Below are 16299 nucleotides of genomic sequence, written 5' to 3' on the forward strand. Positions count from 1 at the left end.
ACTAAGCTCCTTTCTTCTCTTCAGGCTTGCCCAAGAGCTCTTGCGGATCGCGGTCATCCGCGCCTCCGGTCTTTTTAAACATTTTGCGGGCGGCCCACAAAAAAGGCCGGAGCGGGAAATACAAAAAGTGCAGCTTCACCGGCAGCGGAAGCGTCTTCGCGTCCTCCGGATAAGGATAAAGAAAGCTGGCGATATGCAGCAGCTTTTGTCGATTCGACATCAGCGCGAACAAATATTGGCGATGATAACGCGTGACATCTTTCGGCAGCGGCGGCGTATGCAGATTGATCATTCGTTTAATGTAGAACATGCTGTCCTCCGCCAGCCATTCCGCCTTACGGGATGCGAGCAGAGGCCGCATCTCTTCCCGAAGCGGAGCGGCGAGCAGTCTGGCCGCCAGGAACAAAGCTTGGCCGCCTATATGCAAATAGTGATGTTTTTTCAGCAGTCTTGTAAGCTTCTCCCAATCGAGGCTCTGATTCATCAGCTTCTTCATATCCAGCAGCCAGCGCAGCCTGGACCAGCCATGTCTTGCGCCGTGGGAGACGAGGAACAAGAACAGATCCTCTCTGCCCAAATAAAAGATAGGCCTGCTGATCAGCGAGCTGACGCGCCTCCGGCTCCACAGCTCTTCAAAGCCGGGCTCCTTCGAAGGCGAAGGATTGAGCCGCCAGTGCACCTCGACCTTTATCCCTTTGGAAGGATGATGGAAGGTCAGATGGTGATGCCTCCACTTCCAGTCGTTCAGAACGCTGTCGATATAGTCGTCCTTCTCATACCCCAAACCGGCGAGAAGCTCCTCGGTTCTTGCCAGCCGGTCCATCGGGACCAGCAAATCCAAATCGCAGGAGGTGCGAAGCGACACATCGCCGTAAAGATCGGCCGCAATAACCGGTCCTTTCAGGAATAACGCGCGTATCCCTTCCTCGGCGAACCGGCTTGACAGCTGTTCCATCTCGCCGCTGAGCGCAAGCATTTGCAGCGTGTTGCGATAATAATCCCGTTGGAACAGGCCGGACACAAATAATGGAATATGCGGAGTCTTCAGCTCCTGAAGCTTGCGGTGGATCGTCGGAAAGACGCGATGATGCCTTGCGAGCTCGATGAAAGCATGCCAATCCGCCTCCTGCAGCAATTCCCATTGCTCGAAGGTCATGCCGGCACCTTCCTCCATTTCTAACAAAGCAAGCAGAAGACGCAATTCTTGAGAGAAATCTCCGATGTGGACGCTAACATCGTTATTCATGTTAATCTCCTTCGCGCAGAATAGCAGATAACGAACGATTTTATCGTTTATGTTCTATAAAACGAACACAAATAAAGATTATCATCCTGCTTTTGTTCTGTCAATTCATTTCGACATCTTTATCGGAAGATAAACTTGGAACTTGGAAGCTCTTATCTATTTGTATGTGATAATATAGAGTTGTTCCTTATCACGAACAATAGAGGGGCTGATCATGTTGAAACGAATCGTCATATTCGGCGCAGGGGGACATGCCAAAGCCGTCATCGACGCTGTGGAGAAGCAAGCCGAATATGAAATTGTCGGATTACTTGACGGCGGCAAAGCCGCTGGGACCCATGTCTACGGTTACGAGGTGATGGGCGATGATGCATGGCTTCTTCATAACCTGGATTCGATTGACGGGGTGATCGTAGCGATAGGAGATAACTGGCGTCGGAGCATTGTAGCGGAGATGATCGGCAAAGCGGCGCCGGGGCTTCCATTCGTCACGGCTATTCATCCCTCGGCTCAAGTGGCACGAGGGGCGCGCGTCGGCGCAGGCTCCGTCTTAATGGCCGGCGCCGTCCTGGGCAGCGATGCCGAGCTTGGGGAACACGGCGTTCTGTATCCCGGCTCCTCCGTCGATCATGACAGCCGAGCCGGCCGTTTTGTCAGCCTGGCGCCTAGAGCGGTTACGGGAGGCGGCGTAACGATCGGCGACTACACCGCCGTTGCCATTGGAGCTTCTATCATTCACGGCGTTGCGATCGGCGAGCATGCCGTCATTGGCGCGGGCTCAACGGTAATTCGCGATATTCCCTCTTATACGGTTGCGTACGGCTCGCCGGCGAAGCCCATTCGCAGCCGGGAGAAAGGAGAGCGCTACCTGTAAAGGTAACGCCCTCTTGAATCTTCATACCGCCAGCGTCTCATCAATTGCAGGGAGAAGCACGTTTCGAATGACCGAAATGACGCGCTGCTGATCCGCCTCCGTCAGCGAGGAGCCCGAAGGCAAACAAAGCCCTTTGCGGAACAATTCTCCGCAGACGCTGCCTCTGCCCGGTTGATGCGCATAGAACGACGCCTCGGCGAATAAGGGCTGCATATGAAGCGGCTTCCAAAGCGGGCGCGCCTCGATATTGGCCTCCGCCAGCTCCGCCAGCAGGCTGTCGCGGAGAAACTCCGCATTCTCCCGCTCGATCGTCATCGCCGTCAGCCAGCGGTTGGAACGGGTTCCCGGAAGCTCCGGCATAAACGCGATATCCGCGACATCCCCAAGCGATCCCGCATACCGCAGATATACTTCTCTTCTGGCGGCGACCCGCTCCTCCAGCACCTCGAGCTGGGCTCTTCCGACGCCGGCCAGCAGGTTGCTCATCCGATAATTATATCCCATCTGGCTGTGCTGATAATACGGCGCCGGATCTCTGCCTTGCGTCGCGAGAAACCGGGCCGTGCCCAGCGCCTCCGCGTCATTCGAGACGAGCATGCCGCCGCCGGAAGTCGTAATAATTTTGTTGCCGTTGAACGAGTATATTCCGAACCTGCCGAATGTGCCGCTATGCCGGCCCCGGTAAGTAGAGCCAAGCGATTCCGCTGCATCCTCAATGAGCGGAACGCCGTACCGGTCGCACACGGTCACAAGCTCCTCCATCCTCGACATGCCGCCGTACAAATGCACGACAATTACCGCTTTAGGCAGCCTGCCCTCCCGCTCCTTATCGGCAAGCGCGCGCTCCAAGGCAGCCGGCGACATGTTCCAGGTGTCCGGTTCGGAATCGATAAACACCGGCTCCGCCCCCAAATAACGGATCGGGTTCGCCGTCGCGACAAAAGTGAAGCTTTGGCAGAAGACCGAGTCCCCTGCCGTCACGCCCAGCAGCCTAAGCGCCAAATGAATAGCCGCCGTTCCGGAGCTTACCGCCGCAGCCCCCGCTACGCCGACATAGGACGCCATCTCCGCTTCAAAGGCATCGAGATGCGGCCCGAGCGGCGCGATCCAATTGCTGTCGAACGCTTCCGCTATATATTCCCGTTCCCTGCCGCTCATATGAGGGGGGGATAAATAAATTCTCCCTGTCACGAATGATCTCATCCTTCCTGATTTCGCGCATTACCTTCAAAGAGCGGCATCGTCATATGTGCGCCGTTGCTTACGCCGTCCGAGGTTATCACTTTTTTAACGGTTAGAAACAAGATTTTAAAGTCGAGCAGCATCGTCCGGTTCTCCACATACCATACATCCCGTTCGAAGCGCTCCTCCCAGGTCACCGCATTCCGTCCGTTCACCTGGGCCCAGCCGGTGATGCCGGGTCTCACCAAATGGCGCTTCGCCTGCTCCTCCGTATACAACGGCAAATATTCCATCAGGAGCGGCCGCGGCCCTACGAGGCTTAGCTCTCCTTTTAAAACATTGATAAGCTGCGGAAGCTCATCAAGGCTGGTTTTGCGCAGCAGCTGGCCAAACGGCGTGAGACGGAGATGGTCGGACAGCAGCTTGCCTTCTCCGTCCCGCTCGTCTGTCATCGTGCGGAATTTCAGCAAATAGAACGGTTTGCCGTGCAGTCCGGGCCGCTGCTGCTTAAAAAGCGCCGGCGCCCCCAGCTTAAAACGGACAAGCGCGTATACAACTCCCATTACGGGCAGAGCCGCCGACAATAGTAGAAAAGCGATAATAAAATCAAAGGACCGTTTCAGCATGTTTCTTTCTCCCATATCTCTATTTCGCGATTTTGGCGTCTGAGGCGAGCAGCTTTCTCATCTTCGATATAAACCTTGGTCCGACAACCTTGCTCGCGAATCGTTTCAAATTGCTCTTCATCCTGACATGCGCCGGAAGCCACGACTGCGCAAAATGGTGAATCGTGAAGCTTTCGTTCGTAATATAATTGCCGCCGTCAATGTAGTCATAAGGACTGAAATAGGTTCTCGGATACACAACGACGCCGCCCGGCAGCGTTTGTTTTGCGCCATTCAGCTCCAGACCCTGCCGCTCGCACAGCTTCGATATAACGGCCGTATTCGTCGTCGTATCGAAGGAGCCGTCCGGCTGCACAAACGCGCGTCCGGTATAATCGTCCAGCAGCATCCCGATCCAAGGATGATTCGGAGCGGCGCCCATCGTTCCCGACTGCAGGAAATGCTCATCCTCGAACCCGGTAAATGCCTCATGGGCCAGCAGAGGATCCAGAGGCCTCAGCACCTCGACATCCGTATCCATGTAGATGCCGCCATGATGATAAAGCGCGTGAAGCCTGGCGTAATCGCTCACAAACGCGTACTTTCTCGCTTCATAGGCTTCCTTCACATACCGGCAGCAGGCGAGATCGAAGTTATCCTCATTCCACTCCATGAACGTATACCCGGGCAGATGCTTGCTCCAGCTTTTGATGCAGTCCGCCATCAGCTTCGGCTTCTCCCCGCGCCCGAACCAGCAATAATGAATGATTCGCGGGATTTTTTCTTCCGGCACCAATCCTCAACCTCCTAAAACGGCCAAATGAGATAATCGCTGGAATAACGAATACCCAAAATGACGACATTTTCGTAGAAACTATAAACAAAAAACAAGCTGACTACTGCCATGTAGACGAATCGCTGGTCCTTCTCCCGGAACAGCTTGATCAGCCAGCCGAACAAGACAAGCTGGTAAAGATTGAAATAAATCGTCAGCCTTGCAAAAATCCAGTTCTGAGTCGCAATAATCATCAGAATAAGAGAGACGATCGAAAGGTTCACGAATACATCTCCCGCCGGAAACAGCTCCCTCAGCTTGTCTTTCCCCATAAACGCGATGATAAGAGGAATGAGGCTGATTAACACGCGCATAAAGTTGGCGCCGCCCTCTTGAAACTCCTGGTAATGGCCGTATTGCGTATCCTCGATTGCCGAGAACAGCATTTCCGAAAAATGATTGTACCCGAGCACGATAATAATCGCCGCCGCCAAATACAGCATCGTCCCTTTGGTCCAAGCCTTGCGCCGCGCCACGAAATAGATCGGGATCATAAGCAGCGCGCTCTGGTGGAAGAGGGCGGCGAACAGCACAAGAAGCATATAGGGCTTCCATCTGCCCTCCACCAAAAACTTGGTGCCGGCGAAAACAATGGCCGCCGCCAAATATTGACGCAGACCGTTCATCGAAACGATGAAGGCCCCGGACGTGATATAGACAAATAAGCTAATCTCCAGCATTCTGGAATATTGATAGAACACGCAGACGATCAGAACATTCGTCACAAGCGCGGTTACCGCAATCAAAATTTGCGGATCGTTCGTCATTTGCTGCAGCAGCATTTGCAGCATATTGAAGCCGATATCCTTCCGCTCGAGGACCAGCTGCCAATTTAACGGCTGAACGGAGTAGCCGTGCATATAGAGGAACGTGTCCCCGATATTGTTGCGGAGCCCGGCCACCAGCACGAGCGTTATGGCCGCTAGTCCCGCCGCAAGCTTGTTGGGCTGAATGGGAAGATAGCCGGCTGCGGGTGAAGGCGTTGAAAAGTATCGGGCCATAAATCCGAAAAATGTGACCGCGACCAGGCTAGCCCACAGAATAGTCATTCGATCTACCTCTCGGAACAATAAGTTCTTTTGTTTTGGAACGGATGTACAGATAGAGAAGCAGTCCCGCAGGGGCGGCCAGCAGCGTTATTCCTTTCGCCGGCGACTCCGTGAGCCATCGCTTATTCCTGGCAAGCAGACAGCTCGACACATAATGAATCGCCTGCCGAAGCTTAAACGAGGCGCTTGCAAGCGGCGACTTCATCAACGCCAGCCGGTAGAAGGCAAAGCCCCTCGGATTGCGAACATATTGCTTCAGCATATTGCGCGAAGAGCCGTCCTCCATGTACTCGACGTGGCAGAGAACCTCGTTCAGCAGAAGCAGCGGATACCGCTCATCGAGCTTGAAATACTTGTACGCGAGGCCGACATAGCGTTCATCTTGGAAGATGGGATACGGAAACTGCTTTGTCAGCGCAGAACGGTAGACAAGTTTTTTATCTCCCTTCACGCCGTAACGGTTGTACAGCTCGAACAAGGTGGAGCTTTCGAGCCCTTCCGGAAGCGCCGTTCCAATGATGCGGCCGTCCGTATAGGCGTCCAGCGCGACGAATCCGCTAACGTCATCTCTTCGGTTGTTTTGCCAAAAGCTCGTAATAATCTCTACCGCGCGGTCCGGCATATAATCGTCGGAATCGATACAGACGTTAAGCTCGGTTTCGATATGCTCATAGGCCGTATTATGCGCGCCATGCATGCCCTGATTGTCCTGGTAGATGTAACGGATCGGAACCGCTTGCTCCGACTGCCACAGCCGAACCAAATCGGCGGTATCGTCGGATGACCCGTCGTCGATAATGAGCCATTCGAAATCCTTGCTCGTCTGGCGCTTCAAGCTTTCGTACAAACGGCCGAGACAATAGGCCCGGTTATACGTTGGCGTAAATACGGTTAACGTTCTCATGTCTCACCTCTCGCTGTCCGGCATAATAATCTTGGATCCAGCGGGCAGTCGCCCGAATATCATAGCCCGCTTCGGCAAGGCAAAGGCTTGCCGACGAGCGGTCGCTTTGCCGTTCCCTACCGGCGGCAATGCGCGCGATGTAATCATCGTGAAGCCGGTTCGATAAAAAATGTACGAGTCCGAGTCCCAAATCCGCTTCCCGTGAAATCGCGTCCGATATATAGCAGGGAAGGCCCGATGCTTGCGCCTCCACCAGCGTCACGGGCAGTCCTTCGTGATGGGACGGGAAAACAAACGCGTCAAAAGCTTGCAGCAGCCGCTCAACGTCCTCCCGAACACCCAAGAACCGAACCTGCTCGGTAATCCCAAGCTCGCTCGCCTTTCGCTCCATCTCCTGCCTTAATGGCCCGTCTCCCGCCATCAGCAGCACGCTGTTCGGAATCCGCCGCTGTACTCCGCCAAATATTTCAAGCAGCTGCGCATGATTTTTCTGCGCGTTAAACCGCCCGACATGCCCGATCGCATAGGTGCTCTCCGAGAGACCGAGCTCCTCGCGGACGGATGCGCGGACGGCTTGCGAATAGGCGAATTTCTCCGGGTCGATCCCGTTCTTGAGCAGAACGGCCTCGTTTTTTTTCATCGGGAACAGCCACTTCGCCGCAGCGCTCGAGCATGCGAAACGATGCGTCGCGCTTATGCCGATATACAAGCCCGCGTACCGTTTATACAGCCTTGCCGCGAGACTCCCCTCGCTTCTTGTATTGTGGCTGTGGGCGATGCGGACCGGAACGCCGGCAAGCTGCGCCGCCCGCAGCACGAAGCCGCTCATCCGGTCCATATGGGCATGAACGATGTCATATTCATCGCGCCTAGACCGGAAAAAATCCCGCAGCGCCCGCCGGTATCCCCGGTGACCCGCTTGGTCGATGTACGGGATCCGGTGCACGCGCCCGCCAAGCCGGCGGATCTCGTCATCGAAGACGCCTTCTTTGCTTGTCAAAAAATCAAACTGCACCAAGCTGCGGTCTACGTTCCGGTAAAGATTCATAAGCAGCGTCTCTGCGCCGCCCCGGTTCATATTGACGGCCGCATGCAATATTCTTATAGGGCGTTCCACTGCAATCTCTCCGTCCCTTCCATCGTCTCCTCCATGAGCGGCCGGTACAGCGCCTTCAGCTCCTCCTGCACTTGATCAAGCGAATAGGCGCTTACCCGCTCCAGTCCGCGAGCGCCCATCCTGATTCTCGTCTCGCGGAAGCGGTGAAGCAGCAGCAGACGGCTCGCGAACATCTCTTCATCGCCGGGTTCGACAATGAACCCGCTCCGGCCTTCTTCCACCAGCTCCTCATGCCCGCGGTTGCGGGTGGCGACAACGGGCAGACCGCACGCCATCGCTTCCATGATGTTGACCGGCAGTCCTTCGCGCAGACTTGCGGAGACGGCAACGTCGCACATCGGCATAAGCTGGCCCAGGTCTTCCCGGTACCCGAGGAAATCGATCTGCGCCGCAACGCCAAGACTCGCCGCGAGCGCGCGGCAGTCGTTCAGAAGCGGACCTTGTCCTGCCAATAGAAGCCGTACGCCTGTCACTTTATCCTTCAGCTTCGCAAGCGCGCGGATCAGAAGCTCATGATTTTTGTTGGCGTTAAATTCCGCCGCACAAATGAGTAGAAAATGCTGCGGCGAATAATTGAATTGAAGTCTCATCACGCGCTTTTCATCGGGCGACATCGGCTTGAAGCGTCCCGTATGAACGCCTACGCCGTGAACGTGCCGGATCTGACCCGCCCGGAATCCGCTTGCCGTCGCGCGGCGGTAATCCTCGCCGTTTATCGTGATGAGACAGTCCGTCACAGATGCCAGCAGCTTCTCGATCGGATAATAGAGCAGCCAATTGACCGGCGGCGCCCCTTTGTAGAAATGAAAGCCGTGTGCGGTATAGAACACCTTCGCGCCCCGTCTCCTAGCGCCCCTCGCCGCTAGACGGGCCACCGCGCCGCCCATCGGCGTGTGGCAATGAATGATGCTGTAATCCCCTTTGTCTATAATCGATTTCAGCATCCTGTACGCTTTGACATTCCCTTTGCCTAAGGGTGAGCGTTCAATCGGAATATCGAACTTTCGGTCCACGTGCGGCAGCTCCATCCCGCCCCGCGCCGCAACATGAACCTCCCATCCTTGTCTGCGGAACCATTCCATCATCGGCAAATGAAAAGCTTTAAAGTGATAGTCGACCGTAGCGCAGAATAGGATTCTCTTATGCGTCATAGCGCACTGCTTCCCTTTGCAAAGTCCGGGACAAATAATCCAGCAGCTCGTAGCGAAGCTCCTCCCGCTGCAAAGCAAACTCAATCGTCGTCTGAATGAACCCCATCTTCTCGCCGACATCGTACCGCTTGCCCTCGAACTCGTAAGCGAATACCGCCCTGGAGCGGTTAAGCGAAGCGATGGCGTCCGTCAGCTGTATTTCCCCGCCGGAGCCCGGCTCCTGACTGCCAAGAATATCGAAGATTTCGGGCGTCAGAATGTAGCGGCCCATAATCGCCATATCGGATGGGGCGTCCTCCCGGGCAGGCTTCTCAACCAAGTGGTTAATGCGATGGAAGGAAGGCTCCATCAGCATGCCGTCCACGATGCCGTACCGCGACACCGATTCCTCCGGCACCCGCTGCACGCCGACAATCGAGGATCCGTACTGCTCGTATTTTTCAATCATCTGCTTTAAGCAAGGCTTCTCGGCCGCTATAATATCGTCGCCGAGCAGAACGGCGAACGGCTCGTCGCCGATAAACTTTCTCGCGCACCAGATCGCATGGCCTAGTCCTCTCGGCTCCTTCTGGCGTATGTAATGAATGTCGACCATATCCGACGACTTCCGGACCTCCTGCAGCAGCTCGAATTTGCTCTTCGCAGCTAAGACCTGCTCCAGCTCCATGGAATTGTCGAAATGATCCTCAATCGCCCGTTTTCCTTTACCCGTCACGATAATGATGTCCTCAATCCCCGACTCGATCGCCTCCTCCACGATATATTGAATCGTAGGCTTGTCGACAATCGGCAGCATCTCCTTCGGCATCGCTTTGGTAGCGGGAAGAAACCTTGTGCCTAAGCCTGCCGCAGGAATGATCGCCTTTCTTACCTTCATTTCATTTCCTCTCCTTTTATCCCTTATCCCGACACTGTCGCGAGCGACTGTCTCGAGGCCGGCACAAGGTTGTTCGCAAGCTCCAGCAGCCGCACCTTCAGCTCCGCTTTGTTCATGGCCGGGAAGTCCGCGATCAGGGCTTCGATTTCTTCGAAATAGATGGCCGAGGCTTTCCCGATGTAGATCTTCGGATACACCTGCTGCTCCATCACTTCGTCATCCTTCAGCATCTCCTCGAACAGCTTCTCGCCCGGTCTAATCCCTGTATATTCAATGCCGATGTCTTCAACCGCATAGCCGGACATTCGAATCACGTTTTGCGCCAGCTCCGTAATGTTAACGGGCTCGCCCATATCGAGGACGAATATTTCGCCGCCCTTCGCCAGCGCTCCGGCTTGAATAACAAGACGGGACGCTTCCGGGATCGTCATAAAATAGCGGACCATGTCGGGATGCGTCACGGTAACGGGCCCGCCCTTGGCGATTTGCTGCTTGAACAGCGGAATCACGCTTCCCCGACTGCCCAGCACGTTGCCGAACCGGACGGCGACAAATTTCGTATGGCTGCTGATCCGGTCCATGTGCTGAATAATCATTTCGGCAACCCGTTTCGTTGCGCCCATGACGCTGGTCGGATTGACCGCCTTATCCGTCGAGATCATAACAAAGGTCTCAACCCGGCTTTTGCTCGCGGCCCTTGCCGCATTAAACGTGCCCAGCACATTGTTTTTGAACGCTTCCTCCGGGTTACGCTCCATCAGCGGCACATGCTTATGAGCCGCCGCATGGTAGACGACATGCGGCCGATGGAACATCATGACCTGCATCATTTTCTCCGCATCCTGCAGGTCGGCGATTTCGGTGTAGAACTTGATGTTCGTGTCCCGGAACATCTCCTTCAGCTCCATCTCGATCGCGTAGATGCTGTTCTCGCCATGGCCCAACAGCACCAGCTTCTCCGGCAGGAACCGCGAAATTTGCCGGCATACCTCCGAGCCGATCGAGCCCCCCGCTCCCGTAACGAGAACCACCTTCTGCGTCACATACTCCGAAATGCTTTCGATGTCGAGCTCGACCGGCTCGCGCCCAAGCAAATCCTCCACCTGCACGTCGCGGAACTGCGTGACGGAGACTCTCCCTGTCGCAAGATCCTCCAGCATCGGGATAATTTGCGTCTTCGCGCTTGTTTTGGCGCATTCCGTGTAGATCGCATATAGGTCTTTTTTACTTAACGACGGGATGGCAATGACGATATTGTCGATTTGAAGCTCCTTCACCTTTCTGACGATCGAGCTTACGCGCCCCGCTACGGGGATGCCCATAATGTCGAGCATTTGCTTGTGGGCGTCGTCGTCAATGAACGCGACGGGAAGCAGCTCGCCATCGGCATTGTTCATAAGCTGCCGCGCCAGCATCGTGCCGGCCGAACCGGCTCCGACGATAAGCGTCCGCTTCCGCTTGCCGCTTTGTTTGATGAAGCTGCCCCGAACAAGCCGCCAGCACAGCCTCGATCCGCCGATCAGCAAAATATGCAGCATCCAAGTAACGGCGAGCAGCTTTAGCTGAACGGGACCGACAAGCAGGCCCTGAAGGAGGCCCGCAAGCAAAAACGAAAGTCCGACCGCCTTGGCGATAATGACCAGCTCGCCGACGCTGGCGTATTCCCACGCTTTTTTGTACAGCTTGAAGTAGAAGAAGAAACAATGATGAAAGATCAGCAGCGCCGCGCCTAACACAAAAAACGATCGATTGGCCGATACGGACGGCCCGAGCAGCCACAGGCTTGCGGCAAGCGCCGACGCGACGATCGTGGAATCGAGCAGCACCAGCAGTGCCAACCGATTTCGATAAGTCATAAAAAGCTCATCCTTTCTTCTAAAACGCTTGGTTGTGCTTTATAAAGAACACTTAGGCCGAAAAAAAGACGTTATCCGATTCAGCATCATCTAACGTTCTTTTTATTCAATATAGCGCCTATGATGTTTGCTCCCGCAAAGGATAACGACTGCTTCGCCTCAAGCGCTTTGCTGTGCGTCGTCTTGCCGCAGCGCAGCAGAAGCACGACGCCGTCGCATTTGCCCACAAGCGCGTTTGTATCCGGAGCCTGCAGCACAGCCGGGCAGTCCATTACGATTCGGTCGTAGCGCGAACCGGCTGCCTCGATAATTTCTTTCATCATGTGGGAATCGAGAATATCCGCCGCATTCGCATGCGAGTGGCCGCTTGTAAGCAGCTCCAAGCCTTCGATTTCCGTTCTCTGCACTGCCTCATCGAACGGCAGCTGGTGGGTAAGCACGTTGGACAGTCCCGGAGAGATTTGCGAGCCGAATATTTTATGCAGCATCGGGTTCCGGAAATTGGCGTCGATCAACAGAACTTGTTCGCCGCGCTGCGCCATGCTGATCGCCAAGTTGATGGCGGCCGTTGTTTTTCCGTCTCCTTCCGCAGGCGAGGTAACCAGCAGGGAACGGATGGATTTGCCGTCCGACGCATATTGGATATTATTCCGTATCGTCCGGTACTGCTCAGAGATTCGATGCGCTGGATTTAAGTAAGCTATCAAGCTTCGATGCGCGATTTTTTTGGCAATTTTCGCTTTCTCACGAACCAATCGTCTCACTCCTTATTAACACGGGCTTATGCTTCCTGGACGGCGAAGAGGTATGACGGCGGCGAATCTTCGAGACTTGGCCAAGCATGTTCAGCCCGAGCGCTCCTTCGATATCCTGCTCCGTCTGAATCGAATCGTCGAGCGATTCCAGCAAGAACACCAGGCTAATGCTCAATATCAGTCCAGCGATAAATGCGACATATACAATCGTATTGGTTTTTACATTAATCGGGACAGGCACCGGTTCCGCCGAAGTCAGCAGCCTTATGCTGCTAATGCCGAGCGTCTCCGACGCCACTTCCTTGTACACGTTGACCACGGAGTTGGCAATATCCGCCGCGCGCTCAGGATGCGTATCCATAACCGTAACGACGGTAATAAGCGAGCCCTCCACGCTGTCGACGCGGATCTGGCTTCGCAGCTGGCCTGCAGAAGCGTTTAATCCAAGCTCCTCGATCACCTGTTCCAGCACCACCGGCTCGCGAACGAGCGCCCGGACGGTCGGCATTAAATCGTTGTTCGCCGCAATAATGACTCTGGATGAGGAAGCAAATACATCCGGCTCCGATTGGGAGTTATAAACGATGCCAAGACCCGTCAGCAGTCCTGTTATGACGACAATAAGCCACAGCTTCTTTCTTATCGTCATAAAAAGCTTGCGTAGGTCGATTTCTTTGCCTTTAGGAGCAGCAAAAGGCTCTTTCATGCGATTGAATTCCATGTATACACCCGCTATCATGTTAGTTATAATGAACACTAACACAAGTTTAGTTCTTTATATAGAACATGTCAATACAATTCGACCTTCTTTTTTTGTAAAGGTTCAGTTGTCGATATGAAGAATAATAATATTGGATTTTTTACTGCTGTCGACCTGCCGGTATTCCTTGCTTTGGCTCCGTTCCTTCTGCCACTTATCCGAACGGACCAGCTCCTTGAGCGCGCGAAAATCGCCCTTGTTTATACCTTCGTCCACCGCGTTCCGGATAATGGAATGCCACTCTTCGTCCAGCACCTCATCCACCCGCACCCTCGGCGGCAGCTCTTCTCCAAGCAAATATTCAATATTCGTATCCAAATGAAAGGCGATTTTCGCCAGTACCTGCAGCGACGGATTGTTCTGCACATTCCGTTCGATATAGCTCAAATAGGATTTCGATACGCCGGCCAGATCGGCAAGCTTTGTAATCGAATACCCTTTATCTTCTCTTAATTGTTTAATCCGTTCCCCAATCATAATATTCTCCTTACACCAGATTAGATCAATGCTCTCTTTTTTTATTTCGCGCATCCACACCTATCGGGTCTCTTATAACGGACAATAACTATATTTTAGTTCTTTAAAAAGAACAGGTCAATACTCACACCCCTTATTTTCTATGAAAAATCACTCATAAAATTCGATATAATGAACAAACCGGCGCTTTTTCTTCAAGAACAACATGTAAGACTAACCTGGGAAAATTACTGCGATTGTGCAGCAATTTATCTCTTGGCGGGGCTATACAAGTTAATTTCCTGCAAATGTGCATCATTTTTGCGATAAATGAACCCATATTGCTGATTAGGCGGAAAATTGCTGCATGATTACAGGAATTTCCCTGTTATAGCTACTTTCCGAACTCGATTCCTGCATTTTCGCAGCAATTTGGTCAGTTGGTGGGTAGCTTTTTGGCGGACGGCTCAATCGACGGATGAGACAGGCGGGCTCGGTCGGTACGTGGCACGATCGCAAGCCAACAAAAAAAGCTCCTCCCGTCATATCGACATGACGAGAGGAGCCCCTATCGCTTAACATTCGGACAGCTATTGGCGTTCGCTTTCCAGAATAAGCACGCCCTTGCCCGGAACCGTAACCGATCCCGAAACCACCGCGCCGCTGAGCAGCTCCGTTCTGCCGCCTTCGCCGATGGCAACTTGGGATGCCTCGCTGTTATGGTTCAGCAGGAACAAATATTCCGCATTCCCTTTCACGCGCCGCGCCGCTTCCACGCCATCAGGCAACGCGGCAAGCCCCTTAATGCCCTTTTCCTCGCACAGGTTCTTCAGGAACCCGGCCATAAACGACGCGTCCGGGCTGCTCGCGACATAGTAAGCGCGGCCTTTTCCGTATTGGTTCACCGTCAGAACGGGCATGCCTTTATAGAAGTCGGAGCCGTATTCGGCAAGCACTTCAGCGCCCTCGGTATGGATAAGATCGCAAAGCAGCCCGCATTCGTACGAATCCTTCAGCCCGCCCCACGGCTGCTTCAGGACGATTTGGTTGTTATGCTCCGGGAACAGCGCATCGATCTCTTCCGCCCAAATGCCAAGCAGCGAACGAAGCTCGCCCGGGTATCCGCCGGTTGTCACCAGATCGTTTTCGTTAACGATTCCGCTGAAGAAGGTCGTGACGAACGTGCCGCCGTTTGCCGTGAACCGTTCCGCTTTTGCCGCGAAGCCTTGCTTCACCATATACATGACAGGGGCAATGACGATGTCATATTTGCTGAAATCTTCTTCGACCGATACCATGTCGACCTCGACGCCCATTTTGAACAAAGCGTCATAATACTTGTGCACTTCGCTGACGTAATTGAGCGCGACTGTCGGTCCGCTCGACAGCTCGATCGCCCAGCGGTTCTCCCAGTCGTATACAATCGCAACCTTTGCTTCCGTCCGGGCGTCAAGCAGCTTGCCGCCCAGCAGCTCCAGCTCGCGGCCAAGCTCCGCGCATTCGCGGAATACGCGCGTATGCTCATGGCCGACATGCTCGATTACCGCGCCGTGATACTTCTCGCAAGCGCCGATTGATCGGCGCAGCTGGAAGAACATGACCGTGTCCGCGCCGCGCGCGACGGCCTGATAGCTCCACAGCCGCATAACGCCAGGGCGCTTAAGCGAATTGTAAGCCTGCCAGTTCTGCTGGCTTGGCGTTTGCTCCATCAGCATGAACGGGTCGCCGCTTTTCAGTCCGCGCATTAAGTCATGGGTCATCGCGGTGAAGCTGAACGGCGTGTCCAGCGACGGATAGTTGTCCCATGAAACAATATCCATATGCTTGGCCCACTCGAAATAGTTCAGTTCCGGATAAAAGCCCATCAAATTCGTCGTGACCGGAATATTCGGCGTATGCTTTTTGATCTCCGCATACTCCAGCTTATAGCATTCCAGCATGCTGTGCGACATAAACCGGCGATAGTCGATTGAGATGCCTTGGAAGTTCGTCCGGTTGCCGCCCCATTCCTCGCTCAGCTCGTTCGGAGGCACAATTTCATCCCAATCATAGAACGTGTGGCCCCAGAACCTTGTATTCCACGCTTTGTTCAGGCGGTCCAAGCTGCCGTAGCGCTCCTGCAGCCAGTTGCGGAAGCCTTCCGCGCAGTTATCGCAGTAGCAATAGCCGCCGTATTCGTTGGAAATATGCCAAATGACAAGCCCGGGATGATCCTTGTAGCGCTCGGCCAGCTTGCCCGCCAGCAGGGCGGAATATTTGCGGTAAGTAGGGGAATTCGGACAGGAGTTATGCCTTCCGCCGAACTTTCGTTTTCTGCCTTGATAATCGACCCGAAGGACATCCGGGTATTTCTTGGCCATCCATGCAGGATGAGCGCCCGTGCTTGTCGCGAGGCACGCATATACGCCGCTCTTATACAAGCGGTCCATCGTTTCGTCCAGCTGTGCGAAATCATACGTATCCTCGCTCGGTTGATTCAGCGCCCAAGAAAAGACGTTTACTGTGGCAACATCGATGCCGGCCAGCTTGAACATGCGTTCGTCTTCCTTCCAAATCTCCGCATCCCATTGCTCCGGGTTGTAGTCTCCGCCATACCAAATTTTTGGCAGCTTCTCGTTTATCATATTGTATA

General features: G+C 54.2%; 15 protein-coding genes. 1 reads left to right on the top strand and 14 read right to left on the bottom strand.

All coding sequences use genetic code 11. The features are described from left to right. Position 1 precedes the first annotated feature (1 nt). Positions 2-1246 (bottom strand): nucleotidyltransferase domain-containing protein, encoded by a 1245-nt coding sequence (locus D3P08_RS11445; protein ID WP_119599840.1) that lies wholly within the window; start codon positions 1244-1246, stop codon positions 2-4. Positions 1247-1460: 214 nt separating this feature from the next. Between D3P08_RS11445 and D3P08_RS11450 the strand changes: the two genes are divergently transcribed. After that, positions 1461-2120, top strand: a complete 660-nt coding sequence (locus tag D3P08_RS11450; protein ID WP_240647448.1) for an acetyltransferase — start codon at positions 1461-1463, stop codon at positions 2118-2120. A 21-nt stretch (positions 2121-2141) separates the two neighbouring features. On the opposite strand, the gene D3P08_RS11455 is transcribed toward D3P08_RS11450, so the two are convergent. The 13 genes from D3P08_RS11455 to D3P08_RS11515 all read right to left on the bottom strand — a co-directional run bounded on the left by D3P08_RS11455 (position 2142) and on the right by D3P08_RS11515 (position 16291). Then, positions 2142-3278 carry an aminotransferase class I/II-fold pyridoxal phosphate-dependent enzyme gene (locus D3P08_RS11455; protein ID WP_276311155.1) on the bottom strand — a complete coding sequence of 379 codons (1137 nt, stop codon included), beginning with the start codon at positions 3276-3278 and terminating at the stop codon, positions 2142-2144. A gap of 41 nt (positions 3279-3319) precedes the next feature. Further along, complete coding sequence (locus D3P08_RS11460) at positions 3320-3925, bottom strand: sugar transferase (protein ID WP_276311156.1); 606 nt, start codon at positions 3923-3925, stop codon at positions 3320-3322. Positions 3926-3947: 22 nt separating this feature from the next. Next, entirely contained in the window at positions 3948-4700 is a 753-nt protein-coding gene (locus tag D3P08_RS11465; protein WP_420819031.1) for a glycosyltransferase family 32 protein, read from the bottom strand. Between the two features lie 14 nt (positions 4701-4714). Beyond that, positions 4715-5791 carry an EpsG family protein gene (locus D3P08_RS11470; RefSeq protein WP_119599843.1) on the bottom strand — a complete coding sequence of 359 codons (1077 nt, stop codon included), beginning with the start codon at positions 5789-5791 and terminating at the stop codon, positions 4715-4717. Beyond that, a complete protein-coding gene (locus D3P08_RS11475; protein WP_119599844.1) occupies positions 5772-6695 on the bottom strand; it encodes a glycosyltransferase family 2 protein in 924 nt (307 codons plus the stop codon). Before D3P08_RS11475 ends, D3P08_RS11470 begins: the two co-directional genes overlap by 20 nt. Then, positions 6661-7812, bottom strand: a complete 1152-nt coding sequence (locus tag D3P08_RS11480; protein WP_119599845.1) for a glycosyltransferase family 1 protein — start codon at positions 7810-7812, stop codon at positions 6661-6663. Before D3P08_RS11480 ends, D3P08_RS11475 begins: the two co-directional genes overlap by 35 nt. Continuing rightward, positions 7797-8963 carry a glycosyltransferase family 4 protein gene (locus D3P08_RS11485; protein WP_119599846.1) on the bottom strand — a complete coding sequence of 389 codons (1167 nt, stop codon included), beginning with the start codon at positions 8961-8963 and terminating at the stop codon, positions 7797-7799. Before D3P08_RS11485 ends, D3P08_RS11480 begins: the two co-directional genes overlap by 16 nt. After that, positions 8953-9840, bottom strand: a complete 888-nt coding sequence (gene galU, locus D3P08_RS11490; protein WP_119599847.1) for a UTP--glucose-1-phosphate uridylyltransferase GalU — start codon at positions 9838-9840, stop codon at positions 8953-8955. The genes D3P08_RS11485 and galU overlap by 11 nt, the downstream gene beginning before the upstream one ends. 23 nt (positions 9841-9863) lie before the next feature. After that, positions 9864-11696: a polysaccharide biosynthesis protein gene (locus D3P08_RS11495; RefSeq protein ID WP_119599848.1), complete on the bottom strand. Its 1833-nt coding sequence runs from the start codon at positions 11694-11696 to the stop codon at positions 9864-9866. Positions 11697-11782: 86 nt separating this feature from the next. Continuing rightward, positions 11783-12451 (bottom strand): CpsD/CapB family tyrosine-protein kinase, encoded by a 669-nt coding sequence (locus D3P08_RS11500; protein ID WP_162848443.1) that lies wholly within the window; start codon positions 12449-12451, stop codon positions 11783-11785. After that, positions 12441-13172, bottom strand: coding sequence for a YveK family protein (locus tag D3P08_RS11505; protein ID WP_162848444.1), 732 nt, complete (start codon positions 13170-13172; stop codon positions 12441-12443). Before D3P08_RS11505 ends, D3P08_RS11500 begins: the two co-directional genes overlap by 11 nt. Positions 13173-13274: 102 nt before the next feature. After that, entirely contained in the window at positions 13275-13688 is a 414-nt protein-coding gene (locus D3P08_RS11510; protein ID WP_119600040.1) for a helix-turn-helix domain-containing protein, read from the bottom strand. A 569-nt stretch (positions 13689-14257) separates the two neighbouring features. Continuing rightward, positions 14258-16291 (bottom strand): beta-galactosidase, encoded by a 2034-nt coding sequence (locus tag D3P08_RS11515; protein ID WP_119599851.1) that lies wholly within the window; start codon positions 16289-16291, stop codon positions 14258-14260. Between the last annotated feature and the right edge of the window lie 8 nt (positions 16292-16299).

The organism is Paenibacillus nanensis, assembly GCF_003583765.1.
GTDB lineage: Bacteria > Bacillota > Bacilli > Paenibacillales > Paenibacillaceae > Pristimantibacillus > Pristimantibacillus nanensis.